Origin of the sequence: Terrisphaera buseokensis, from assembly GCF_047521145.2 — a bacterium.
In the GTDB taxonomy this organism is placed as follows: domain Bacteria; phylum Verrucomicrobiota; class Verrucomicrobiia; order Opitutales; family Opitutaceae; genus ER46.
This window is the reverse complement of sequence record NZ_CM134186.1, coordinates 4,158,852-4,180,938: the sequence shown is the minus strand read 5'-3', so window position 1 is coordinate 4,180,938 and position 22,087 is coordinate 4,158,852. Positions and strand designations below refer to the sequence as shown.

Sequence of the window (22,087 nt, the reverse complement as noted above, 5' to 3'; positions counted from 1 at the left end):
GGCCGGGGCCGCTTTTCCTTCGCGGCCTCGTATGTCTTCACTCCTGCCCATCGCCGCCTCCACCGGGGCGGACATTCCGCTCTGGCTGATCGCGCCCTTCGCGCTGCTGCTGCTCCTGATCGCGACAATGCCGCTCGCCCCGGCCCGCGTGAAGCATCTGTGGGAGCACTACTACCCGCATGTGGCCATCGCCCTCGGTCTGGTCGTCGCGATCTACTACGTGCTTCGGATTCCGTCCGGCGGCGCGATCCTGTCGCACACGCTGCAGGAGTATGTGTCGTTCATCATCCTCATCGGTTCGCTCTTCGTCGTCGCCGGTGGCATTCACCTCAAGGTGAAGGGCGAGGCCTCGCCGATGGAGAACGTGGTCTTCCTCGCCGTGGGCGCGGTGCTGGCGAACGTCATCGGCACGACGGGTGCCTCGATGGTGCTGATCCGGCCGTGGATTCGGATGAACAAGATCCGCATCAGCGCGTTCCACGTCGTCTTCTTCATCTTCATCGTTTCGAACGTCGGTGGCGCGCTTACGCCGATTGGCGATCCGCCGTTGTTCCTGGGCTTCCTCCGCGGCGTGCCGTTCTTCTGGCTGATCGAACATGTGATGGTGCAGTGGATCGTCACGCTCATCCTGTTGCTGACCGTCTTCTATGCGTTCGACTCGCGGAGCTTTCACCGGATGCCGCTGAAGCTGCAGCGCGACGCCAGGGCTGAGGAGACGTGGCGTTTCGACGGCGCGATCAATATTCTCTTTTTGATCGCGATCGTATCCGCCGTCTTCCTGCCCGCCGCCTATTTCCTCCGGGAGGCGATCATGCTGGGCGCGGCGGTGGGCAGTTATCTGCTGACGCCCAAGCGCGTTCATCAGGAAAACTCGTTCACCTTCGGCCCGATCAAGGAGGTGGCGTTTCTCTTTGTGGGCATCTTTGCCACGATGATGCCGGCGCTCGGTTACCTCGAGCTCCACGGCGTCGATTTTGGCTTCACCCGCGCACTGCAGTATTACTTCGCCTCCGGCGGGCTCTCCGCGGTGCTCGACAACGCCCCGACCTACGTGAATTTCCTGCAACTCGCGCAGACCACCGCGATAGCGGAAAATCCCGCGGCGTTCGCCGGCACCTCGGGCGCCGCAGCCACGCTCGTGTTGCTGCAGCAGAAACCGCAGTTCGTCGTCGCAGTCAGTCTCGGCTCGGTGTTCTTCGGCGCGATGACCTATATCGGCAACGGTCCGAACTTCATGGTCAAATCCATCGCGCACGATGCCGGCGTGCACTGCCCCAGTTTCTTCGGCTATATCTTCCGTTTCAGCCTGCCCATCCTGCTGCCGATTCTGGCGTTGGGCGGGTGGTTGTTTCTCTGACGTCACCTGCGCCCGGAGGGGCGGCGGCTCCCCGTACCGGACGTCCACGGCGACGGCCCGAGCCCCGGCTGGGCCGCGGGACGGACCCGGCAGGAGGGAAGCGACGCGGACAAATCGCTTCGAACCTTGATCGTGTGCGCGATCCCTCCCACGTTCCGGGCGTCAGCGAATCCGGCCGCGCAACCTCAACCCGCACGTCACGCCATGATCGCCACGCAAGTTCGCCAGAAGGACGCCGTCTTCTATTTCGCCTCCTACAAGTCGGAGCAGCTGCTCAAGAAAGTCCGCTTCATCAGTCGATTTTACGACGAACAGGGTGGCGGCATCGCAGCGGATGCGGTGGCGGCAGACGACGATGTCGGCCAGTTCATCGCCCGCATTGAGCGGAGCGACAAGGCGTTTCAACGCGAGATGTCCCGCGCGAAGGTCGCGGCGATTCGCAACTTCTACGAGACGGCAATCTCGCAGCCACCGATTCCCGGCGTGGTCTTGCTGTTCACGCCGCAGAAGCTCGCGTTTCAGGCGTGGGACGACGGCAGCGGCGTCGGCCGGCTGCAGGAGCCTGACGAGAAGTTTCTCATCATCGACGGACAGCACCGGCTGGCGGCGCTGGAGTTTTTCGAGCGCACGCATCCCGACGACGCGAAGAACATCCAGGTGCCGTGCGTGATCTTCGACGGCCGCACGGAGGATTTTGCGACCGAGATGTTCGTGATCATCAACTCGACGCCGACGCGCATCAACAAGAGCCACCTCGTGGATCTCTACGAGCGCGTGTCGTGGGCGGAGCCGGACCGGCGCTTCGCCGCGCATATCGCGGAGATGTTATACAGCGAGGCTGACAGCCCGCTGCGCTATCGCATCAACCGGCTTGGGGGCCGGAGCAAGCAGGAGAAATGGATTCTGCAGGCGGAGCTCTTCAACGAAATCCACCGCTGGGTGAAATCAGCGTGGAAGCGGATCACGGCCGAAGGCACGGACAAGCGCGCGGCGGGGCGCTACTACGAGCAGGTCCGGGATTTTCTGAAGGCGGCGGCCGCGGTCTGGGGCGACGCCTGGGGCCACGCCGGATACATGGTGACGAAGCCCGTCACGTTGAAGGCCATGCTGCGGGTGTGCGCCGACCTTGCGGCGGCGGATGGCGAACCGGGCGAAGGCCGCGTCGAACGCTGGCGTGCCGCGCTGGCGCCGTGGTCCGAGCAGGCGCGGGAGTTTCGCAACGAGGGTTTCTACGAGCGCTTTCCCGCCAAGGGCCAGGTCGAGCGCGTAGCGCGCATCCATCGCGATCTCGGCCGCGCCGCGGGCATCGCCCCGCGCGCTCGTGCGAAGGAGTAGTTTCCTCCGCACGTCAGTTCAACTTGGCCCGCGCTTCGTCGGGGATGTACACCTGCGTCGTGCCGACGTCCTTGATCACCGTACGTGTGACTTGGCGGACGGACATGGGCCTGACGCCCTGCGAGGCCTGAACGTGCAGGGTGCCTTCGAGCGTGATCTCGTAACGGGTCACCGCGCCGTCGCGTAGCCAAAGTTTGAATGCGCCCGTCGCTCGCACCGGCGTCAGCGCGTCCTGACCCTCGCGCACCAGCAGGAGGCGGGCGCCGAGGTCGGTGAGCGTGCCCGAGACCGTGTTGCCGTCGGCGACAAGGTCGCGGTGGCTGCTGACGATCAGCCCGAGTTCTTCGTGCGGCAGACTGACCCCGAGCTGGAGATTGCTGTAGCGACGGTGTGCTGCGGAATTGCCACCGGGCAAAGGTGGTAGCGACGGCAGCGGAACTTCAGGCAACGCCGTGCCGTTGGCGGTGACCGTCACTTCGGTCCTGGCCGCGACTGCGGGCGGCCGAGGCGTGCGTTCCGCGGGCGGCAATTCGTCGGGACGCTTCCAGCCGTCGTCGGTTTCGATCACGCAGGCCACCTTGCCGCGAAAGATGAATTCAACCTGCGTGTCGGTGACGCTGCGGCCGAGTTGCCGGCGGACGGAGTTGACGACGGGCATGCGCACGCGCGCATAGCCGGTGCGATCGGTCTGGCCGTGGATGTCGTACGTGCGGGCATCATCCACGACGGTCGCGACCCAGCTGTAGCTGGCCTGCTCGGACAGTCGCATCGCCGCGACGATGGCGTCCGCCGCCGGATCGGCGCGCGCGATCACCGACATCAATCCGGCGAGGATTGCCAACAGCAAACCTCGGGTCACGTATCCGCCTTTCCCGATCGGTTTCCGGTTTCCGGTCTCCGGTCTCCGGTTTGGAATCTCCGGTTTCGGAAGGTCACGGAAAGAGTCCGCGGCTCTGCTTGGCATCGGCCACGCGCTGGATGCCGAGCGTGAGGGCGGCGAGGCGGCGGCTGAATTTGAACTTTCGCATCTGGTATTCGACCGAGTCCTTGGCCTTGTCGAGGATGGCAAAGAGCTTGGTGATCACCTCGTCGCGGCCCCAGTAGAAGCTCGAAAGATTCTGCAGCCACTCGAAGTAGGAAACCACGACGCCGCCTGAATTGCAGAGGACATCGGGGATTAACTCGATGTCGCCGCGATCCTCGATGATGCGATCGGCCGCGTTGGTGGTCGGGCCGTTGGCCGCCTCGGCGAGGAGCCGGCAGCGCAGTTTGGAGGCGTTCTTCTCGGTGATGACGCGCTCAAGCGCGGCAGGGACGAGCACGGTGCATTTCAGCTCAAGCAGGGTTTCGTTGGAAATGGGTTCTCCGCCGTCGAAGTCCCGCAGTACTTTCTGATACTGCACGTAGGTCAGCGCCTTCTTGAGGTCGATGCCCTTGGGGTTGTGAATGCCGCCCGTGTAGTCGGAGATGGCGATGATCTTTGCGCCGTAGCCGGCGAGCGCGAGTGCGGTCTCGCTGCCGACGTTGCCGAAGCCCTGGATCGCGACCGTCGCCTTGGTGATCGGGATCTTGAGGTCCTCAAGGTATTTCTTGACCAGATACGCGACGCCGGCGCCGGTCGCCTCGCGCCGGCCCTGCGAGCCGCCGAGCGAAATGGGTTTGCCGGTGACGACTGCGGGCACGACGTGGCCGACGTGGTTCGAGTAGGTGTCCATCATCCAGCCCATGATCTTCTCGTTGGTGCCGACGTCGGGGGCGGGCACGTCGGTGTGCGGCCCGATGAAGTTCACCATCTCCTGCATGTAGCGACGGGACAGGTGCTCGAGTTCGTTTTCGGTGAGCTGGTTGGGATCGACGATCACGCCGCCCTTGGCGCCACCGTAGGGGAGGCCGACCAGCGAGCATTTCCAACTCATCCACATCGCCAGCGCCGCGACTTCGCCGAGGGTGACGTGTTGATGAAAGCGGATGCCGCCCTTTGAGGGGCCGGTGGAGAGATTGTGCTGCACGCGATAACCCTCAAAGACGGTCACGCTGCCGTCGGCCCGCTTCACCGGCAGCGCCACCGCGAGACAGCGCCGCGGGTACTTCGTGCGATCGCGCAGGGCGTCGGGCAGATTGATCGCGTCCGCGGCCTTGTCGAACTGCCGGCAGGCCATCTTGAAGACCTCTGAATCATAGAGTGATGAAACAATGGCTTTCGACATGGCTTCAGGCTGACCGCGGTGGGTGGCGTTTGCAATCATGGCCGCGTGCCGAGGTCGGGCGCATCACGACTATTGCGGGCGGGAGGCCCGCGCTCCCACACTGCTTCCGAATGCAGGCGATGCTTCTCAGACTGGCCCTGTGGCTGTGGCAGAAAATGGCCGCGACGGTGATCATCGTGGTCCTCGCGCTGGCGGGCTATGGCCTGTGGCTTTTCCTGCAGGAGGAAGGCGTGTTCGAGGCGCGGCGGATGGAGCGGTTGCAGGAAGCCTACGTGAATCGCGAACGCCTGCTGGCGGCGGAGGCGGCAATCGAGCAGCGCATCGCGAGCCTGCGATCGGACATCGAAAAACAGCGGGAAAACGTGAAGCGCGCGGAGAAGGTGATCGCCGTGCTGCGTGATTTGGAGAGCTGGTGGGAGCGGTGGTTTGGCAATCGCGAGCAGCAGTCCGCGAACGTCGCGCAGTTGCAGCGCATGGAGCAGTTGAAGACGGAAACGACCGGAAAACTGATCGAACTGCAACAGGTGGTGACCCACGCGCTGTGGGAGAAGGACGGCGCGGAGGCGGCGCTGCGCCGCGCGAGTGCCGACATCGTCAATCTCGAGACCAGCCAGTCGCGGGTGCGGCAGTACCTCGTCCTGGCTTGGGAGAAAACGAAGTGGTACATCGCCCTCGCGCTCGCGAGTTACTTCTTTGGTCCGACGCTCTGGGCGCTGTCGCTGTACTATGGGCTGGCGCCCTTTCTCTCGCGGGGGAGGCCGATCCGGCTGGGGCCCGATCCCGTGACGCTGCCCGAAGTGGGGGCAAGCCATGTGTCGGTCGAGGCGACGCTGAATCCGGGCGAGCTGCTCCGGATCAAGGAGAAGTTTCTGCAGGCCTCCGACGAGGGCATCGAGAAGCGCACGCGGTTCGTGCTCGATTGGCGGATACCGTTCACGAGTCTTGCCTGCGGTCTCGTCGAGCTGGTGGAGATGCGGCACGCGCGCGCGACGGGTGTCTATCGCGTGACGCTGTCCAACGGCGATGATCCGCACATCGAACTCGCGCTGGTCGAGGTACCGGCGGGAGCCTCGATCATCCTGCGTCCGAGCTTTCTTGCCGGTGTGCTGCAGTACGAAGGTCAGCGGCTGAGGATCCGGCGGCATTGGCGAATCTTTCGCTGGCAGGCGTGGATCAGCGGGCAGTTTCGCTTCTTCGAATTTCTCGGACCGTGCCGCCTCGTGGTGTCGGGCAGTCGCGGGGTGCGGGCGGAGCGGCTGGCCGATCGAGCGGGGCAGACCGCGCCGGCGCGGCGAACCAATCAGGATGCGACAATCGGTTTTACGCCCAATCTGGAATACCGGCCCGTGCGGGCGGAGACGTTCTGGAGTTATTATCGCGGGATGAACCCGCTCTTCGACGATCTCTTTTCCGGCCAGGGGCTCTTCATCCTGCAGGAGACCGCCACCGAGGGCGCGGCCGCGACCGCGGGAAAATTCTGGTCGAGTACCTGGAACGCGGTGCTGAAGGTGTTTGGCTTGTGAGTGAGACTAAGCAGGAATCCAGGAAGCCATGAAATCGGAGATTGATGATCCGCTGACAGGAAAAGTAATCGGGGTCGCGATTGGGGTGCATCGCGAGTTGGGTCCCGGTTTCCTTGAATCGGTTTACGAAGAAGCCGTGGCGATTGGCTTGGTGGACTCCGGTCTTCCATTTCAGCGCCAGGTGACAGTTCCTGTGTTATTTCGTGGCCAGCAAGTCGGAGAACATCGCCTCGACCTCATTGTTGCGTCTGCGGTGGTCGTGGAGCTCAAAGCGATCAAGGCGTTTGAGGATGTCCATTACGCTGTGGTCCGATCCTATCTCCGTGCGACGGGCTTGAAATTCGGACTGCTGATAAATTTCGCGGCACCCACGTTGCAAGTGAAACGAATCGGGGCTGAGTTTCGGTCCACAATTTGAGCCTGCTTCCTGGTTTCCTGGCTTCCTGCTCCTCCTCCTATCCGATGCTCTTCAAGCTCAGTTCCGATTACAAACCCACCGGGGATCAACCGCAGGCCATTGAGAAACTCGTGGCTTCGCTGCGCGCGGGGAATCGGCATCAGACGCTCCTCGGCGTCACGGGCTCGGGCAAGACGTTCACCATGGCCAACGTCATCGCGCAGCTGCAGCGACCGACGCTGATCATGTCGCACAACAAGACGCTCGCGGCGCAGCTCTACTCGGAGTTCAAAAACTTCTTCCCGGAGAACGCCGTCGAATACTTCGTCAGCTACTACGACTACTACCAGCCCGAAGCGTACATCGCCTCGAGCGACACCTTCATCGAGAAGGATTCGTCGCGCAACGAGGAGCTCGAGCGGCTCCGCATGTCGACGACGAGTTCGCTGGTGTCGCGCAAGGACGTCATCGTCGTGGCCAGCGTCTCGTGCATCTACGGCCTGGGTTCGCCGCAGGAGTTCACCGAGATGCGCATTCCGCTCCGTCGCGGCGCCTCGATCGGGCGGCAGAAGCTGCTCGAGCGGCTCGTCGACAACATCTACGAGCGGAACGACTACGAATTGAAACCCGGCCGTTTCCGGGTGCGCGGGGACGTGGTGGATATCATGCCGTCCTATCTGGAGCAGGGACTGCGGGTGGAATTCTTCGGCGACGAGATCGACGCGCTCAGCGAATTCGATCCGCTCACGGGCAACGTGATCCACACGCTCGATCAGTTCGATCTCTACCCGGCGAATCAGTACGTGACGAGCCGCGGACGCCTCGAGCCGGCGATCGCCGCCATCAAGCGGGAGCTCGACGAACGCGTGGCTTACTTCGAAGGCCGCGGGCAGTACCTCGAGGCTCAGCGCATCCGGATGCGAACGAACTACGATCTCGAGATGCTGCAGGAAATGGGCTTCTGCAACGGCATCGAGAATTACTCGCGCCATCTGACGGCGCGAAAGCCGGGCGAGCGTCCGTTCTGTCTCATCGATTTCTTCCCGAAGGATTTTCTCCTCATCATCGACGAGAGCCACGCGACCGTGCCGCAGGTGGGCGGCATGTTCAACGGCGACCGCGCACGCAAAACGACCCTGGTGGACTTCGGCTTCCGCCTGCCGTCGGCGCTCGACAACCGCCCCCAGGCGTTCGCGGAGTTCGACGCCGTGACGGGCCAGACCGTGTACGTGTCGGCCACGCCCGCCGAGTTTGAGTTGAAGCGCTCAGCGGTGATTGCCGAACAGCTGGTGCGCCCCACCGGCCTCCTGGATCCTGAGATTACGATTCGACCGACGAAGGGGCAGGTGGAAAATTTGATCGCGGAGGTGAAGGCCGCGGCCGCCGCGGGTGAGCGCGTCCTGGTGACAACGCTCACCAAGCGGTTGTCCGAAGATCTCACGAGTTTCCTGCGCGAGGCCAAGGTGCGGGTGGAATATCTGCACTCCGACATCGATGCGATCGAGCGCGTGGAGATCTTGCGCAACTTGCGGCTCGGGAATTTCGACGTCCTCGTCGGCATCAATCTCCTGCGCGAAGGTCTCGATTTGCCCGAGGTGGCGCTCGTTGCCATTCTCGACGCCGACAAGGAGGGATTCCTGCGCAGCGAGACGTCGCTCATCCAAACCGCAGGCCGCGCGGCCCGGCACGAAAAGGGTCGGGTGATTTTCTACGCGGACAATATCACCGAATCTATCCGCCGCACGCAGGAGGCCGTGAAATACCGGCGGGAGAAACAGCTCGCCTACAATCTCGAGCATGGGATCACGCCGCGCAGCGTGAAGCGCACGGCGCAGTCGAGCCTTCACGTCTACGATGGCTCCGGCCAGAGCACGGAGGAGCCGGTAGTCGCGGAAAGTGCCGATGACGTCGCCGCGGTGATCGCGGAACTCGAAGAGGAGATGGCGGGCGCGGCCGGGCGGCTTGAGTTCGAGCGCGCGGCCGTGTTGCGCGATCAGATCAATGCCCTGAAGTCCGGCGACTATCGCAAGGCGGCGCGGGCACCGACGAAGGATTATCCGCGCGCGCGGAGTACGGCGGCAGCGGTGCGAGGCAAATCGCGCCGTTAATGATCTGACGCAGAGTGTGCGCGAATAGACCGAGCGACACTTCGTTTGGGAGCGCCGGCCTCCGGCCGGCAACGAATCAAAGCCGGCGGTACGCCGGCACTTCCGTATGAGCGGATTCGCTCTATCGCGGAATCGGCTCCGCGCGAAGGAAACTCAGCCCGTTGCCCACGCGCCGGCGGTCTGCTTGTCGGGCCGCAGGACGCCGATGCCGGGCAGGTTGCGATAGCGTTCGGCGAAATCCAGACCGTACCCGACGACGAACTTGTCGGGAATCTCGAAGCCGACGAAATCGGCTTCCAGCGCGACTTCGCGCCGGGCCTTTTTGTCGAGCAGCACGCAGGTGCGGACGCTCGCCGGCTTCAGTTCCAGCACGAGATCGCGCACGAGCTTCAGCGTCTTGCCGGTGTCGAGAATGTCGTCGATCACCAGCACGTCGCGGCGGGCGATGTCCAGAGTCAGATTGTAGATCACCTGCGGCGTTCCGATGGACTTCGTCTTCGCGCCGTAACTCGAAACGCGAATGCAGTCGAGCCGCACCGGGTTGTCGATTTCGCGCATGAGATCGGCGGTGAACATCACTGCGCCATTGATCAGCGAGATCATGGTGAACTCGCGGTCGTCGTAGACCTTTTTGATTTCGCGCGCGATCGACTTCACCCGGCGCCGGATTTGAGCCTCGGTCAGGAGGACTTCGGCGAGATCGGGATGCAACGTGGCGGGCTTTTTCGCGGCGGGCATGGCGGGGTGGCGAGCCAGACAAAGCGGGGTCGGAGATGCAACTGGATCCTGCGGCCGGCGAAGGCTCGCGCGTTCGGCGCTGCAGGGGAATTTACTTTGACTATGCCGGGGCTGAAATCTTGCTTCGGCGGCTGCGCCCAGCGGCATGATCTCCATACGCATCCAGCAACTGACGAAACGATTCGGAGCGGTCACGGCGTTGCAGCATCTCGATCTCGCGATTGAGCCCGGGGAGCTGTTCTTCCTGCTGGGGCCGAGCGGCTGCGGCAAGACCACGTTGTTGCGCAGCCTGGCCGGTTTCTACATTCCGGAGGAGGGGAAGATTCTCTTCGGGGACGAGGACGTGACGCGGCTCGCGCCCCACAAGCGAAACACCGGGATGATGTTTCAAAGTTACGCGCTCTGGCCCCACATGACAGTGGCGGAGAACGTCGCCTTCGGCCTCGAGGAACGAAAAGTCGCGAAGGACGAAATCAAGCGTCGGGTCGGTGAGGCCCTGGAGTCGGTCCGCATGGGCGCATACGCGGAGCGGCGACCCAATCAGCTGTCCGGCGGCCAGCAACAGCGCGTGGCGCTCGCGCGCGCGCTGGTGATCCGGCCGCGGTGTCTGCTGCTCGACGAGCCCCTGTCCAATCTCGACGCCAAGCTGCGGCTGGAAATGCGCGCGGAAATCCGGCGGGTGTGCAAGGAGTTCAAGCTGACGACGGTGTACGTGACGCACGATCAGAAGGAGGCGCTGTCGGTGTCGGATCGCATGGCGATTCTCGATCGTGGCTCGATTCTCCAAGTGGGATCGCCGCGCGACGTGTACCGTCGTCCCACGTGCAAGGTCGTGGCGGACTTCATTGGCGAAACCGATTTCATCGAGGGCACGCTGGTCGGATTGGATCGCGGGCGCGCAACGGTGGAGACTCCGGTGGGCCGATTTGAAGGCGTGATGGGCGATTCGCGGGCGACGCCGGCACCGGGCGCGAAGGTCACGCTGTCGGTGCGGCCGGAATGCTGGGTGTTGAGCCGGGAGGCACCGGCGCGTAATGCGGTGCGTGGCCGGATTGGCGAGGCGATTTATCTCGGCGAGCTGGCGCAGTACGAACTGATCGCGGGCGAGCGCGCGCTGAAGATCCTGGAACTGAATCCGCGTTTCATCGACCAGTCGGCCCGGGGCGAGGTGTTCGCCAGCGCCGAACCGGACGATGTGGTGGTGCTGGTCGAGTGAAACGGCTGTTCATCATTTCCGCGCTGGTCGCGATCGTCGCGCTGCCGTTCGTCCTGCGACCCAAGCGCGCGGCCGTCGGCCGGGCCGATGATACGGTGGCGATCGTGACGCCGCACAACGAGGCGATCCGGTACGAGTTCACGCGTGGCTTTGCCGAGTGGTACAAGCAGCGGACCGGACGGACGGTCTCGATCGACTGGCGGATCATCGGTGGCACGAGTGACATTGCGCGCTTCCTCGAAGGCGAATACGTCGCCGCGTTCGAGCATCACTGGACGCGGACGCTCGGCCGGCCCTGGAGCGCGGAGATTCAGGCCGGCTTTCACAATGGCCGGCTGGCCGCGGATGCTCCAGCCATCGTGAAGGAGGCTCGCGCCGCGTTCCTGGCTTCGGACGTCGGCTGCTCGATCGACGTCTTTTTTGGCGGCGGCACCTACGACTTCGAGCGGCAGGCCCAGGCCGGTCGGCTCGTGGATGCAGGGGTCATGAAGGCGCATCCCGAGTGGTTCACGGATGCCGTCATTCCCAAACGCTTTGGCGGCGAGGACTACTGGCAGCGTGACGGATTATGGATCGGCACGGTCCTGAGTTCGTACGGCATCATCTACAATCGCGATGCCCTGAAGCGCCTCGGCTTCGAACGGGAGCCCACGCAGTGGTCGGATTTGGCCGACCCGCGGCTCGTGGGCGAAGTCGGACTCGCGGATCCAACGAAGAGCGGATCGGTCGCGAAGGCCTTTGAGAACATCATTCAGCAACAGATGCAGCGGCGGTTGCACGCATTGCAGGCGGAGACGCCCGGCGCGGATCCGGCGGCCATCGAGGCGCGGGCGGTGCGCGAAGGCTGGATGGAGGGCATGCGGCTGTTGCAGCGCATCGGCGCGAACGCGCGTTACTTCACGGATACGTCACAGAAACCGCCGATCGATGTCGCGACGGGCAATTGCGCCGCCGGCTTGTGCATCGATTTCTACGGCCGCCAGCAGCAGGAGGCAGTGCGGCGTCGCGACCACTCGGATCGCATCGGCTATGCGGCACCGACGGGTGGATCCGTGTCGTCGGTCGATCCCATCGCGCTGTTGCGCGGCGCGAAAAACCGGCCGGTGGCGACGGCATTCATGGAGTACGTGCTTTCGCTGGAAGGGCAGAAACTCTGGAACTTCAAGACGGGCGTGCCGGGCGGTCCGCAGCGCTTCGTGCTACGGCGTCTCCCGGTGCGACGCGATTTCTACGCGACGTCCGAGTGGCGGCAGTATCTCACCGATCCGAACGAATCGCCCTATGACGAGCGTGAACCGCTGATTTATCGCGAAGCCTGGACGGGACGGATTTTCCGCGAAATGGCGTTCATCACCCGGATCATGTGCCAGGACACGCATGCGGAGTTGAAACAGGCGTGGCGTGCGATTCTGGCGGCGCCGGAGCCGGCAAAATCCCAGGCTCTGGCGGTGATGCAGGAACTGGCAGTGATCGACTACGATCGCACGTCGAAGGACATTCGCGGACGCCTCAACGCCCGCGACAAGGTCGAGGAAGTGCGGCTGGCCAAGGAGCTCGCCTCATCGTTTCGGGCCAGCTACGCGCGGGCCGAGGCGATCGCGCGCGGCGCAAAGTAGCGCCGTCAAAGCGACGAAACGTCAGAGCCGCGCCATCGTGGCGGCAAACGCGGCCTGGTCCTTCGCCCGGAAGAAGGAGGTCCCGGCCACAAACGTATCCGCGCCGGCCGCACGGCATTCGGCCGCGGTCGCGAGGTCGATGCCGCCGTCCACTTCGAGGCGGAAGGTGAGATCTCGCGAGCGGCGCCAGGTGTCGATGGTCTTCAGCTTGGCCAGCATCTCGGGCTGGAACGCCTGGCCGCCGAAGCCCGGCTGCACGGTCATGACGAGCACGAGGTCGACTTGGCTGAGGACCGAGAGAATCGATTCGGGCGGCGTGCCCGGATTCAGCACGATGCCGCACTGGCATCCGAGTTCGCGAATGCGCCGAAGCGTGCCCAGCGTGTCGTACTCCGGCTCGATGTGGATGCTGATGAGGTTGGCTCCGGCCTTGGCGAAGGCTTCGACGTAGCGCTGTGGTTCCGACAGCATCAGGTGGGTGTCGAAAAACAGTTTTGAACCCGAGCGGCGCAGGGCGGCGAGCGTCTCCGGACCGAAGGTCAGGTTGGGCACGAAGTGCCCGTCCATGATGTCGAGGTGCAGCCACCAGATTCCGAGGTCGGCCACGGTTCGGGCACTGGCTGCGAGATGGGCGTGATCACCGGCAAGGAGCGACGGAGCGAGTACGGGAGCGTGCATCGGCTGCTGAAGGAGAAGCGAGCCGGGGGAAGGGAGCAAGAGCGGAGCCGGGCGCGCCGGCGCGCCTACCACACGTCGAGCGCGGCGTGGACGACTTTCACGGCCAGCGCTTCGGAAAGAATGGGCAGCGTCTGGTACTCTGATTGGAGCAGACCGCTGTCGGTGAAGACTTCGCGGACGGCGGTCACCGGGCGATTTTCGAAGAGGGCCTTGCCGCCGCGATTGTCGCGCAGCGTGCAGGTCACGCCGAGGGTGACATTGAATTTCCGCGCGAGTCCGGTGTCGCCTTCGCGCACCGCGGCGATGTCGCGGTGATAGTCGTTGATCGCGACCACCAAGGTGGCGTCGGCGTTGGCGGCCGAGTTAACGATCTGCACGCGGGCGTCGCGGGCGAACGCTTCGCGGAGATGGGTGGAGACGAGCGCCTGGGCCTGGGGCAGCAGCGTCTTGTTCATCACCGGTTCAACGTAGAGCGTGCGAAAGCCGGGGCCGGCTCCGGTGCCGAGCTGATAGTGGGCGCAACCCGAGGCCAGGAGGCCGCACGCAAGGGCGACCGAGAGTCCGGCGAGAGCGTGGCCGGACCGGTGGAAAACGGACGCGAGCGTGAAACGAATCAGGCGCATGCGGGAGGGGGAGTCTGCGCTGCGTTCGTAATGACGACGCGATCGGCGGAGCGAAAAACGGTGCTGGCGCGGGCCGCGCTCAGAAGAAGAAGAACCGTTTCTTCTTCGCCGGCTGGGCCTCGCCCGGCGCGGCCGGGGCGGGTTGGTTGGCGGCCTTGGCTTCGACCTCGGCGAGGCGGGCCTTGGCGCGCTGGGCGATCTTGGATTCCGGATACGCCGTGATGGCTTCGTTGTAGAAGACGCGGGCCGCCTTGAAATTCGAGCGCTTGTAGAAATAGAAATCGGCCATGCGCATCTTGCTCTCGGCGAGCATGGTCTTCATGCCGTCGAGGCCTTTCTCCGCATTGGCGACGCCGGTGTCGCTCGGGAACAGCAGCATGAAGTCGGTGAAGTAGGTGATGGCCTCCTTGGTGGAGCCCTGATCGTAGTAGGGGCCGTCGACCAGCGAGGCGTGCGTCTGCGCCAGCTTGAGATAGGCGTCGGGCGCGAGCAGCGTCTGCGAGTACGTGTTGATCATGCGATCCAACGCATCGATCGCGTTCTCGGTGTTGCCGAGCTTCTGGTGGCCGCGCGCGACATTCATCAGGGAGAGCGGGGCGTAGTCGCTGTACGGAGCGTTCACGAGAATCGTTTCGAAGTACTCGATGGATTTTTCGCGCTGTTTGAATCCAGGGAGCAAACCGAAGAGCATCCGGCCGCGCGCACCGTCGAGCAGGGCGCTGGCGATGCGATATTGTTCGCCGGTGATTTCGTTGAAACGCCGGGTGTTCGGATAACGCGCGAGCACCTGCTGAAAATCTTCGAAGGACTTGTTGTATTCCTTCCGGGCGAGGCGGATTCGGGCCGAGCGATACAGCGCCTCGGGCGCGTAGATGGAATTCGGATACTTCTTGGCGATGGCCTGATAGGTCCGGATCGCGCTGCGGCCGCTGCCTTCCTCCTCGGCGGTGCGGGCCTTGTTCATCTGGTCGAGCGCCTTGCTGCCCTCCGCGCCGGCGAGGCCCGACAGGGCGCCGCCCTCGACGCGCCACCCGGTTTGTGCACTCCACACGAGGTCCGCGCGAGCCAGCCCCGTCAGCAGGCCGAAGGCGAAAAGGAAGAGACTGAGGACGGCCGGGACACGGCGGGCTGGAGCAGAACGCATCGAGAAAAGGAGTTACCAGCGAATCAGCGCGCTTCCGTAGGTCAAGCCCGCCCCAAATGCGACGAGCAACGTGAGATCGCCGGCTTTGATCCGGCCGCTCCGGCGCGCTTCATCGAGCGCGATCGGAATCGAGGCGGCGGACGTGTTGCCGTAGCGGTCGACGTTCACGAAGAAGCGTTCCATGGGGAGCTCAAGGTACTGCGAAATGGCCTCGATGATGCGAAGATTGGCCTGGTGGGGAATGACGAGTGAAATCTGATCAGCGCGGACCCCGTGTTGTTCCAGAATATCACGGGCGGTTTCGTCCATGGCCCGGACTGCCAGTTTGAAAATTTCCTTCCCCTTCATCCGGATGCAGTGATCACGCGCGGCAATCGACTCGGTCGTGGCGGGCGAACGCGTGCCACCGTGCGAAATGTAGAGGAGATTTGCCTCCGCGCCCGAGGTGCCCAACCGCGTGCCAATCAAACCCACGTTGGGTTCGTCAGAGAGACCGATCACGGTGGCACCGGCGCCGTCGCCAAACAACACGCAGGTGGTGCGATCCTGCCAGTCGAGAACGGCGGACAGTTTTTCGACGCCAATCACCAGTGCCTTGCGGTAGCGTCCCGACGTGAGCATCGCGCACGCGGTATCGAGGCTGTAAACGAAGCCGGAGCACGCGGCATTGAGATCGAAACACGCTGCCGTCGTCGGCACGCCCAGCTTGTGCTGGATGATGCACGCGCACGCCGGCATCGGCATGTCGGGCGTCACCGTGGCGACGATCAGCAGATCGATTTCGGCGGGACGGACGCCGGCATCGTCGAGGGCGCGCTGGGCGGCACGGACGCCCATGTCCGACGGCGCTTCGTCCGGTGCGGCGATGCGCCGTTCACGGATGCCGGTCCGGGTGCGGATCCATTCGTCCGAAGTGTCCACCATGTGAGCGAGGTCTTCATTGCTCAGGATGCGCTCGGGTGCGTACGAACCGGTGCCGAGAATAACGGTGGAGCGGGTGGGCATTACGTGGAACGAGGCAGGAAAAACGACGCTGGTGCGCGGACCCGGATACTCGGGCGCGACACCGACTCGTCAGGTAAACGCCGGCTGGGCGATCAGCTCGTTGGCGCGCGCGACGTCGGCCTCGATCTGCGGATTGATGTTCGCCTTCACCATTTCGTGAGCGGCGTTGATCGCGTACTTGATGGCGCGGCGATTGGAGGAGCCGTGGGCCTTGAAGATGTTGCCATTCAGTCCGAGGAGCGGCGCGCCGCCATAGCGCTCGGGATTGATGCGTTCCTTGAGGGCGTTGAACGCGCCTTTGGAGAGGAGGGCGCCGGTGGCGCGCATCGGATTCGCCTGGAGTTCCTCCTTGAGCATCGTGGAGAAGAAACGGACCAGCGATTCCCAGCTCTTGATCATGATGTTGCCGACAAAGCCGTCGCACACGACGACGTCGACGTGTTCGGCAAACACATGAAAGCCCTCAATGGGGCCCGCGTAATTGACCAGAGAGCCCACCTTGCGCAGGAGTTCGTTCGTCTCGGTGATGAGGGCGTTGCCCTTGCCCTCCTCGGTGCCGATGGTCATCAGGCCGACGCGAGGCGACGCGACGCCCAGCATGACCCGGCAGTAGTGGCTGCCCAGAATCGCATTGTGGACCAGATGCTCCGGGCGGGCCTCGGGATTCGCCCCGGCGTCAATCAGCACGAAATGTCCACCTTCGCGCGGGCACACGGCGGCGAGTGCCGGTCGGGCAATGCCCTCCATGGTGCGGAGCCGCAGCGTTCCTCCGGCCATCAAGGCACCGGTGTTGCCGCAGCTCACCACGACCCCTGCCGCGCCGGACTTCACGAGTTCGATCGCGCGCACCATCGATGAATCCTTCTTCCGCTTCAACGCATTCAGCGGCTTGTCCTCCATCGTGATCACCTCGGAGGCGTGATGCAGGGTCAGCCGGCTGTTCCGGGTCAGACCAGCCTGCGCCACCAAGGGTGCAAGCACGGCCTCATCGCCCACCAAGGTGATACCGCTGAGGGCGGCGTACTGGCTGAGCGCGAGTTTGACGGCGGCGACGACTTCGGCCGGGCCCAAATCGCCGCCCATGGCGTCTACCGCAATGCGGTCCGCCGCGCCGGAGGTGGTAACCATCGCTGGGATGGCGGGGTTCTAAACTGTAACCGAAGGCGCGAGGCTCAAACCTCGACGTTCAGCACTTGGCGACCGCGATACATGCCGTTCTTCGGATTCACGCGGTGCGGGCGAAACGCGCTGCCATCGGTCGGATCCTTGGCGAATTCAGGTGCTTTGAAAGCGTTGGCCGCGCGGCGGTTGGCACTACGGCGTTTGGACTGTTTGCGTTTCGGATTGGCCATGGGAAGAAGCGTTTTGTGAAGGCTGGGCGTTCGCTAAAACGCCCGCAGTTTTTGATGAAAGGGTCGGAGTTAAGAGGGGCGTGGAGACGCGTCAAGCGCCATCCACACCGACTCGCCGGAACGTCGCTTTCAGAGGTAAAACACGACGACCAGCACGGCCGCCAATGCGAGCCGATACCACGCGAAAATCGCGAGACCGTGCTTTGTGAGCCAGTGCACGAGGAAGCGCACGCACAGGGCCGCGGTGATCGCCGCCACGACGGCGCCGAGCGCCACGTGTGACCACCCGAAGACTTGAATCATGGCGCCACCGCTCTTGTAGCCCTTGTAGATCGAAGCAGCACTCAGTGTGACAAAGCCGAGCAGGAAACTGAATTCCGCGGAACGCCGGGGATCGAGGCCGACAAAATAACCGCCGACGATCGTCATCATCGAGCGACTCGTGCCCGGCCACATCGCCACACACTGCAGCGCGCCGATTGTTGCCGCTTTCGCCGCGGTGAGTTCAGTCACCGGCTTGGTCTCGGGGCGGCTGGCCTGACGGCGCCGCCAGGACTCGGCGTAAAACATCAGAAACGCACCGGCGACCTGGGCGATGATCACGGCCTTGATCGAAAACAGGTGCTGATCGATCCAGCTGTGCGCGAGAAAACCGATGCCCGCGGCCGGCACGAACGCGATCAGGACGTGCAGCAGCAGCTTCCGCCCGGCGGGATCGCGGCCGAGAAGTCCGTTGAGCATCGCCATCAACTGGGACCAACAGAGCAATGCGACCGCGGCGATGGCACCGGCCTGAATCACCACGGTGAACGTGTCCGCCGCCAGCTTGAGCGTCAGCGGCTCACCGCTGGGGTTTTTCGCCGACGGTTTCTTGTGCCACAGCGGCTGGCCGTCGCGGCCCAGGAGCGGCGTGTCCGATTCCAAATGCAGCAGCCGGGTCGCGATGATCAGGTGGCCGGTCGAGGAAATGGGCAGGAACTCCGTGACGCCTTCCACCACGCCCAGAATGATGGCGTCCTTGGCGCTCAGTTCCGCGGCCGGTACGACGCGGGTCGGTGCGGTCGGTGCACTGACGACTTCAACCTGGGCTTGCGCACGGGCCACCGGCGCGAGCGACGTCAGGAACGGCAGGAGGACAAGGATGAGTTTCCGCACGGGGGGAGAATTCAGTTTTGAGAGGACGGGGCAATGGTTTTTACCTCACGGCAACCAAGGGCTTGTGGCGGTCGACATCGGCAGAATCGTCTTATCCGTAGTAGTGCCACGCGAGTGCCCCGGCGAGGGCGATGCGGTACCACGCGAAAAAATTCAAGCCGTGGCGCAGGAGCAGATGGACGGTGAAACGAATACAGACCGCGGCGACCACGGCGGCGACCGCGCCCCCGAGCAGCACGTGCGGCCAGCCAAACACCTGGATCATCGCCGCTCCACTGCGAAAGCTCTTATAGATGGAGGCGGCCGTGACGGTGACGAAGCCGAGAATGAAACTGAATTCGGCGGCACGCCGGGGATCGAGTCCGGCGAAGTAACCGCCGACGATCGCCATCATCGGACGACTGGTACCGGGCAGAATCGCGACGCATTGGAGCAACCCGACCGTCGCGGCCGCCACGGGTGTCAGTTCCTTCGTCTCCGGTAGAATTCCCTGCAGGTAGCGCCGCGCGTACCACGCTTCCGTATAGAACATCAGCATCGCACCTAGGACCTGGGCGACGATCACCGTGCCGACCGAATAGAGATTTTCGTCGATCCAATCATGGAACAGCAGGCCGAACACGGCCGCCGGCACGAACGCAATCGCCACGGTGATCAACAGCCTGAGCCCGGCTGGATCGCGGCCGAAGAGGCCGCGAATCATCGACAGCAACTGTGACCAATAGACGATCGCGACCGCGGCCGCCGCCCCGAATTGAATCACGAGGATGTAGGTGTCCGCCGCCAGATTCATCGTGAGCAACTGGCTGCCGTGCTCCGAGGTGGCATGACGGTACCACAGCGGTTCGCCGATGGAGTCGAAAAGAACCTGGTTGGAATTCAGGCGCAGAAGATCCTTCGCAATGATCAAATGCCCCGTGGAAGAGACGGGCAGGAATTCCGTGAGGCCTTCGATGACGCCGAGAATGACAGCATCGACGGCGCGGAGCTCCGCCGCGGGTTGGGGCGCGAGTGGGATGTCCGTCGGAGGCGGGGCGACCTGCGCTGGAAGCATGCTCGCCAGCGCCGCGAAGACGATGGCGAAGAGGTGTTTTTGCACGCGGTCCGAGATTTCAGTTTTGCCGAAGGGGCGCAAATTTATTTGCGGAAGGCGCGCGAGGCGGCTGACTCGTGAACGCATGTCCACGCTTGCAGACCTCACCGCGCAGCTCGCCCACGGGCGCGATCTTTCCGCCGTGCAGATTGAAAACGTGGCGGTGGCGCTGGCGGGCACGGATGAATCCGACGCCAGCAAGGGCGAGTTTCTCCTCGCGCTGGGTCGCAAGGGCGAATCTGCGGCGGAACTTGCGGGCTTTGCCAAGGCGTTCCGCTCCCGGGCGATCAATCCCGGGGTCGAAGCGTGGGCGGACCGGGCGATCGACATCGTCGGCACCGGCGGCGATCACGCGGGTGGCTTCAACGTCTCGAGCCTCGTCGTGCTTGTGCTGGCGTCGGCCGGCGTCGTGGTGATGAAGCATGGGAATCGTGGCATCACGTCCAAGTGCGGCAGCGCCGATCTGCTCGCGGCCCTGGGCGTGAAACTCGACGCGCCGCCGGAAACGTTGCGGCGGGCCCTGCAGGAGCTCGGTTTTGTTTTCTTCTTCGCGCCGTCGTATCACCCGACCTTCAAGCACATCGCGCCGGTCCGGAAGGCGCTGGCGGCGCAGGGACACCGGACCATTTTCAACATCCTCGGTCCGCTGATCAATCCGGGGCGTCCCGCCCACGTGGTGCTGGGGACGTTTTCCGGGGGTTCGGTGCCGAAGCTCGCGGACGCGCTCGAGGCGCTCGGTTCCAAGTCCGGCTTGGCAGTGCACGGAGTGATCGATTCCGAGCGCGGCATTGATGAACTCACGACGGCAACCTCGAACCGCGTCCGCGGATTCGGGGCGTTGCGCGAGGTTGACGGGCTGTGGGATGCGGGCGATTTCGGACTCGAGCGATCGCCCTTTTCTCAGCTGCTCGGCGGCGATCTCCCGACGAACCTGGCGCTGGTCGAGGCGATCCTGTCCGGTCGAGGGCCCGCCGGACTGGTCGATACGATTGTGCTCAACGCCGCGGTCGCGATGTGGGTCGTGGGCCAGACGCCCAGTGTGCAGGCCGGTTTGGGGCCGGCGCGTGATTTGCTGCTCGGCGGCGCGGTGAAGAAGAAAATTTCGGCCACGCGGGAGTTTTATCGTTCATGATTAGAAATTACTTTGGCACCGACGGAGTGCGGGGCGTCTACGGCGGCCCGGTGATCAACGAAGCATTCGCCGCGCGGCTCGGTGCGGCGGCGGTGGCGTGGTTGCGGGGCCCGGGCGAACGCCGGCGCGACGAGGTGAACACGGCGACGCTGGGCGTCGATCGACGCGAGCGGAGCGGGGTGGGGCCGGTGTTGATTGGGCGTGACACGCGCGCTTCAGGCGCGGCGCTGGAAGCCGCGGTGGCGCGGGGCCTGCGGGCGGCCGGCGCGGAGCCGGTTTCACTGGGCGTGGTGCCGACCCCGGCGGTGGCGCGGGCCGTGCGCGCAAGCGGCGCCCGACTCGGCGTGGTGATCACGGCGTCGCACAATCCGGCCGCCGACAATGGCATCAAGTTTTTCGGACCGAACGGCGTGAAGCTCACCGATCAGGACGAGTCGATCATCGAGAGCTTTCTCGGTGGTCCGGTGGCGGGCGAGGATCAGCCGCTGGCGGGCTCAGTGGGCGCGGCCGCAGACTATATTGCGGCGGCCGCGGCCTTGCTCCCGGCGCGGTCGCTCGCGGCCTGGCGCGTGGTGCTCGACACGGCGAACGGGGCGACCTGTGGCACGAGTCCCGCCGTACTGCGCCGACTCGGAGCCGAGGTGGTGGGCCTCGGCGACACGCCGGACGGCACCAACATCAACGCGAATGTCGGCAGCGAACATCCGGCCGCGCTCGCGGCCAGGGTTGTCGCCACGGGCGCGACGCTCGGCATCGCGCACGACGGCGACGGTGACCGGTGCATTTTGTGCGACGAACTCGGCGGCGTGCTCGACGGTGACGAGATTCTGACGCTCCTCGCGTTGCACGCCCTGCGGCAGCGGCGACTCGCGAAGAACACGCTCGTCATCACGGTGCAGAGCAATCTCGGCGTGGACGCCGCGATCACGGCGGCGGGTGGCCGCGTCCTGCGCACCAATGTCGGCGACCGCTACGTGATCGAGCGGATGTTCGCTGAAGGTGCCACGCTCGGCGGCGAGTCCTCCGGCCACATCATCTGTTCGGACGTGTCGCCAACGGGCGACGGCCTGGTCGCAGCGTTGAAGGTGATCGAGGTCATGCTGATGGCGGGAAAGCCGTTGTCGGAATTGCGCCGGGCGCTGACAAAGTTTCCGCAGCTCACCGCGGCACTGAAGGTGCGGGAGAAAAAGCCGATCGAGTCGCTGGCGCAGTTGTCCGCGACCATCCGGGCGCTCGAGGCGGAACTGGGCGGACAGGGCCGCGTGCTCGTGCGTTACTCAGGTACCGAGGCGAAGCTCCGGCTGCTGGTGGAAGGCCCGACCGATGCGATCGTCAGGGCCGCCATCGGGCGGCTCGAGTCTGCGGCGCGCGCTGAACTGGCGGTTTTATGAGGTGCACGCTGGGTTTA

20 protein-coding genes are annotated in these 22,087 nt (G+C 64.3%); 9 read left to right on the top strand and 11 right to left on the bottom strand.

Annotation, left to right across the window (positions count from 1 at the left end; translation table 11 throughout):
* Window positions 1-31: 31 nt before the first annotated feature.
* Together ACLJEU_RS15620 and ACLJEU_RS15615 are read left to right on the top strand one after the other, a co-directional pair.
* Entirely contained in the window at window positions 32-1,357 is a 1,326-nt protein-coding gene (locus ACLJEU_RS15620) for a sodium:proton antiporter (RefSeq protein ID WP_414661511.1), read from the top strand.
* A 204-nt stretch (window positions 1,358-1,561) separates the two neighbouring features.
* Complete coding sequence (locus ACLJEU_RS15615) at window positions 1,562-2,692, top strand: DGQHR domain-containing protein (protein WP_414661512.1); 1,131 nt, start codon at window positions 1,562-1,564, stop codon at window positions 2,690-2,692.
* A gap of 13 nt (window positions 2,693-2,705) precedes the next feature.
* Here the strand turns inward: ACLJEU_RS15615 and ACLJEU_RS15610 are convergent, their stop codons facing one another.
* Both ACLJEU_RS15610 and ACLJEU_RS15605 read right to left on the bottom strand, forming a co-directional pair.
* Window positions 2,706-3,533, bottom strand: a complete 828-nt coding sequence (locus ACLJEU_RS15610; RefSeq protein WP_414661513.1) for a hypothetical protein — start codon at window positions 3,531-3,533, stop codon at window positions 2,706-2,708.
* A 91-nt stretch (window positions 3,534-3,624) separates the two neighbouring features.
* Window positions 3,625-4,899, bottom strand: coding sequence for a Glu/Leu/Phe/Val family dehydrogenase (locus tag ACLJEU_RS15605; protein WP_414661514.1), 1,275 nt, complete (start codon window positions 4,897-4,899; stop codon window positions 3,625-3,627).
* A 119-nt stretch (window positions 4,900-5,018) separates the two neighbouring features.
* On the opposite strand from ACLJEU_RS15605, the gene ACLJEU_RS15600 reads away from it, so the two are divergent.
* The 3 genes from ACLJEU_RS15600 to uvrB are packed head-to-tail and all read left to right on the top strand — an operon-like array spanning window position 5,019 to window position 8,927.
* The gene (locus ACLJEU_RS15600) at window positions 5,019-6,422 is read left to right on the top strand and encodes a hypothetical protein (RefSeq protein ID WP_414661515.1); all 1,404 of its coding nucleotides are present in this window, start codon (window positions 5,019-5,021) and stop codon (window positions 6,420-6,422) included.
* Window positions 6,423-6,450: 28 nt separating this feature from the next.
* A complete protein-coding gene (locus tag ACLJEU_RS15595; protein WP_414661516.1) occupies window positions 6,451-6,840 on the top strand; it encodes a GxxExxY protein in 390 nt (129 codons plus the stop codon).
* Window positions 6,841-6,884: 44 nt separating this feature from the next.
* Window positions 6,885-8,927 carry an excinuclease ABC subunit UvrB gene (uvrB, locus tag ACLJEU_RS15590; RefSeq protein WP_414661517.1) on the top strand — a complete coding sequence of 681 codons (2,043 nt, stop codon included), beginning with the start codon at window positions 6,885-6,887 and terminating at the stop codon, window positions 8,925-8,927.
* A gap of 153 nt (window positions 8,928-9,080) precedes the next feature.
* Here the strand turns inward: uvrB and hpt are convergent, their stop codons facing one another.
* Window positions 9,081-9,665: a hypoxanthine phosphoribosyltransferase gene (gene hpt, locus ACLJEU_RS15585; RefSeq protein WP_414661518.1), complete on the bottom strand. Its 585-nt coding sequence runs from the start codon at window positions 9,663-9,665 to the stop codon at window positions 9,081-9,083.
* Between the two features lie 145 nt (window positions 9,666-9,810).
* Between hpt and ACLJEU_RS15580 the strand changes: the two genes are divergently transcribed.
* The gene (locus ACLJEU_RS15580; RefSeq protein ID WP_414661519.1) at window positions 9,811-10,881 is read left to right on the top strand and encodes an ABC transporter ATP-binding protein; all 1,071 of its coding nucleotides are present in this window, start codon (window positions 9,811-9,813) and stop codon (window positions 10,879-10,881) included.
* Window positions 10,878-12,497, top strand: coding sequence for an ABC transporter substrate-binding protein (locus tag ACLJEU_RS15575; RefSeq protein WP_414661520.1), 1,620 nt, complete (start codon window positions 10,878-10,880; stop codon window positions 12,495-12,497). Before ACLJEU_RS15580 ends, ACLJEU_RS15575 begins: the two co-directional genes overlap by 4 nt.
* Before the next feature lie 21 nt (window positions 12,498-12,518).
* Here ACLJEU_RS15575 and rpe read toward each other — a convergent pair whose 3' ends face one another.
* The 8 genes from rpe to ACLJEU_RS15535 all read right to left on the bottom strand — a co-directional run bounded on the left by rpe (window position 12,519) and on the right by ACLJEU_RS15535 (window position 19,553).
* Window positions 12,519-13,175, bottom strand: a complete 657-nt coding sequence (rpe, locus tag ACLJEU_RS15570) for a ribulose-phosphate 3-epimerase (protein ID WP_414661521.1) — start codon at window positions 13,173-13,175, stop codon at window positions 12,519-12,521.
* Between the two features lie 65 nt (window positions 13,176-13,240).
* Window positions 13,241-13,798, bottom strand: a complete 558-nt coding sequence (gene lptE, locus ACLJEU_RS15565) for an LPS assembly lipoprotein LptE (protein WP_414661522.1) — start codon at window positions 13,796-13,798, stop codon at window positions 13,241-13,243.
* A gap of 79 nt (window positions 13,799-13,877) precedes the next feature.
* Complete coding sequence (locus tag ACLJEU_RS15560) at window positions 13,878-14,942, bottom strand: tetratricopeptide repeat protein (RefSeq protein ID WP_414661523.1); 1,065 nt, start codon at window positions 14,940-14,942, stop codon at window positions 13,878-13,880.
* 12 nt (window positions 14,943-14,954) lie between these two features.
* Window positions 14,955-15,947 (bottom strand): beta-ketoacyl-ACP synthase III, encoded by a 993-nt coding sequence (locus ACLJEU_RS15555; RefSeq protein ID WP_414661524.1) that lies wholly within the window; start codon window positions 15,945-15,947, stop codon window positions 14,955-14,957.
* A 69-nt stretch (window positions 15,948-16,016) separates the two neighbouring features.
* A complete protein-coding gene (gene plsX, locus ACLJEU_RS15550) occupies window positions 16,017-17,075 on the bottom strand; it encodes a phosphate acyltransferase PlsX (protein ID WP_414661525.1) in 1,059 nt (352 codons plus the stop codon).
* A 44-nt stretch (window positions 17,076-17,119) separates the two neighbouring features.
* Window positions 17,120-17,299: a 50S ribosomal protein L32 gene (gene rpmF, locus ACLJEU_RS15545; protein ID WP_414661526.1), complete on the bottom strand. Its 180-nt coding sequence runs from the start codon at window positions 17,297-17,299 to the stop codon at window positions 17,120-17,122.
* Window positions 17,300-17,428: 129 nt separating this feature from the next.
* Window positions 17,429-18,454 carry an undecaprenyl-diphosphate phosphatase gene (locus ACLJEU_RS15540; RefSeq protein WP_414661527.1) on the bottom strand — a complete coding sequence of 342 codons (1,026 nt, stop codon included), beginning with the start codon at window positions 18,452-18,454 and terminating at the stop codon, window positions 17,429-17,431.
* 91 nt (window positions 18,455-18,545) lie between these two features.
* The gene (locus ACLJEU_RS15535; RefSeq protein WP_414661528.1) at window positions 18,546-19,553 is read right to left on the bottom strand and encodes an undecaprenyl-diphosphate phosphatase; all 1,008 of its coding nucleotides are present in this window, start codon (window positions 19,551-19,553) and stop codon (window positions 18,546-18,548) included.
* Window positions 19,554-19,632: 79 nt separating this feature from the next.
* Here ACLJEU_RS15535 and trpD point away from each other — a divergent pair, with 79 nt between their 5' ends.
* On the top strand, window positions 19,633-20,679 hold the full coding sequence (gene trpD, locus ACLJEU_RS15530) for an anthranilate phosphoribosyltransferase (protein ID WP_414661529.1): 1,047 nt from the start codon (window positions 19,633-19,635) through the stop codon (window positions 20,677-20,679).
* Window positions 20,676-22,070, top strand: coding sequence for a phosphohexomutase domain-containing protein (locus tag ACLJEU_RS15525; protein ID WP_414661530.1), 1,395 nt, complete (start codon window positions 20,676-20,678; stop codon window positions 22,068-22,070). Before trpD ends, ACLJEU_RS15525 begins: the two co-directional genes overlap by 4 nt.
* Window positions 22,071-22,087 lie beyond the last annotated feature (17 nt).

Excerpts from the sequence above, each read along its gene's own strand:
- ACLJEU_RS15620 (WP_414661511.1), top strand. The coding sequence starts at position 32 with ATGTCTTCACTCCTGCCCATCGCCGCCTCCACCGGGGCGGACATTCCG.
- ACLJEU_RS15615 (WP_414661512.1), top strand. The coding sequence starts at position 1,562 with ATGATCGCCACGCAAGTTCGCCAGAAGGACGCCGTCTTCTATTTCGCC.
- ACLJEU_RS15605 (WP_414661514.1), bottom strand. The coding sequence starts at position 4,899 with ATGTCGAAAGCCATTGTTTCATCACTCTATGATTCAGAGGTCTTCAAG.
- ACLJEU_RS15600 (WP_414661515.1), top strand. The coding sequence starts at position 5,019 with ATGCTTCTCAGACTGGCCCTGTGGCTGTGGCAGAAAATGGCCGCGACG.
- ACLJEU_RS15595 (WP_414661516.1), top strand. The coding sequence starts at position 6,451 with ATGAAATCGGAGATTGATGATCCGCTGACAGGAAAAGTAATCGGGGTC.
- uvrB (WP_414661517.1), top strand. The coding sequence starts at position 6,885 with ATGCTCTTCAAGCTCAGTTCCGATTACAAACCCACCGGGGATCAACCG.
- hpt (WP_414661518.1), bottom strand. The coding sequence starts at position 9,665 with ATGCCCGCCGCGAAAAAGCCCGCCACGTTGCATCCCGATCTCGCCGAA.
- ACLJEU_RS15580 (WP_414661519.1), top strand. The coding sequence starts at position 9,811 with ATGATCTCCATACGCATCCAGCAACTGACGAAACGATTCGGAGCGGTC.
- rpe (WP_414661521.1), bottom strand. The coding sequence starts at position 13,175 with ATGCACGCTCCCGTACTCGCTCCGTCGCTCCTTGCCGGTGATCACGCC.
- lptE (WP_414661522.1), bottom strand. The coding sequence starts at position 13,798 with ATGCGCCTGATTCGTTTCACGCTCGCGTCCGTTTTCCACCGGTCCGGC.
- ACLJEU_RS15560 (WP_414661523.1), bottom strand. The coding sequence starts at position 14,942 with ATGCGTTCTGCTCCAGCCCGCCGTGTCCCGGCCGTCCTCAGTCTCTTC.
- ACLJEU_RS15555 (WP_414661524.1), bottom strand. The coding sequence starts at position 15,947 with ATGCCCACCCGCTCCACCGTTATTCTCGGCACCGGTTCGTACGCACCC.
- plsX (WP_414661525.1), bottom strand. The coding sequence starts at position 17,075 with ATGGTTACCACCTCCGGCGCGGCGGACCGCATTGCGGTAGACGCCATG.
- rpmF (WP_414661526.1), bottom strand. The coding sequence starts at position 17,299 with ATGGCCAATCCGAAACGCAAACAGTCCAAACGCCGTAGTGCCAACCGC.
- trpD (WP_414661529.1), top strand. The coding sequence starts at position 19,633 with ATGTCCACGCTTGCAGACCTCACCGCGCAGCTCGCCCACGGGCGCGAT.
- ACLJEU_RS15525 (WP_414661530.1), top strand. The coding sequence starts at position 20,676 with ATGATTAGAAATTACTTTGGCACCGACGGAGTGCGGGGCGTCTACGGC.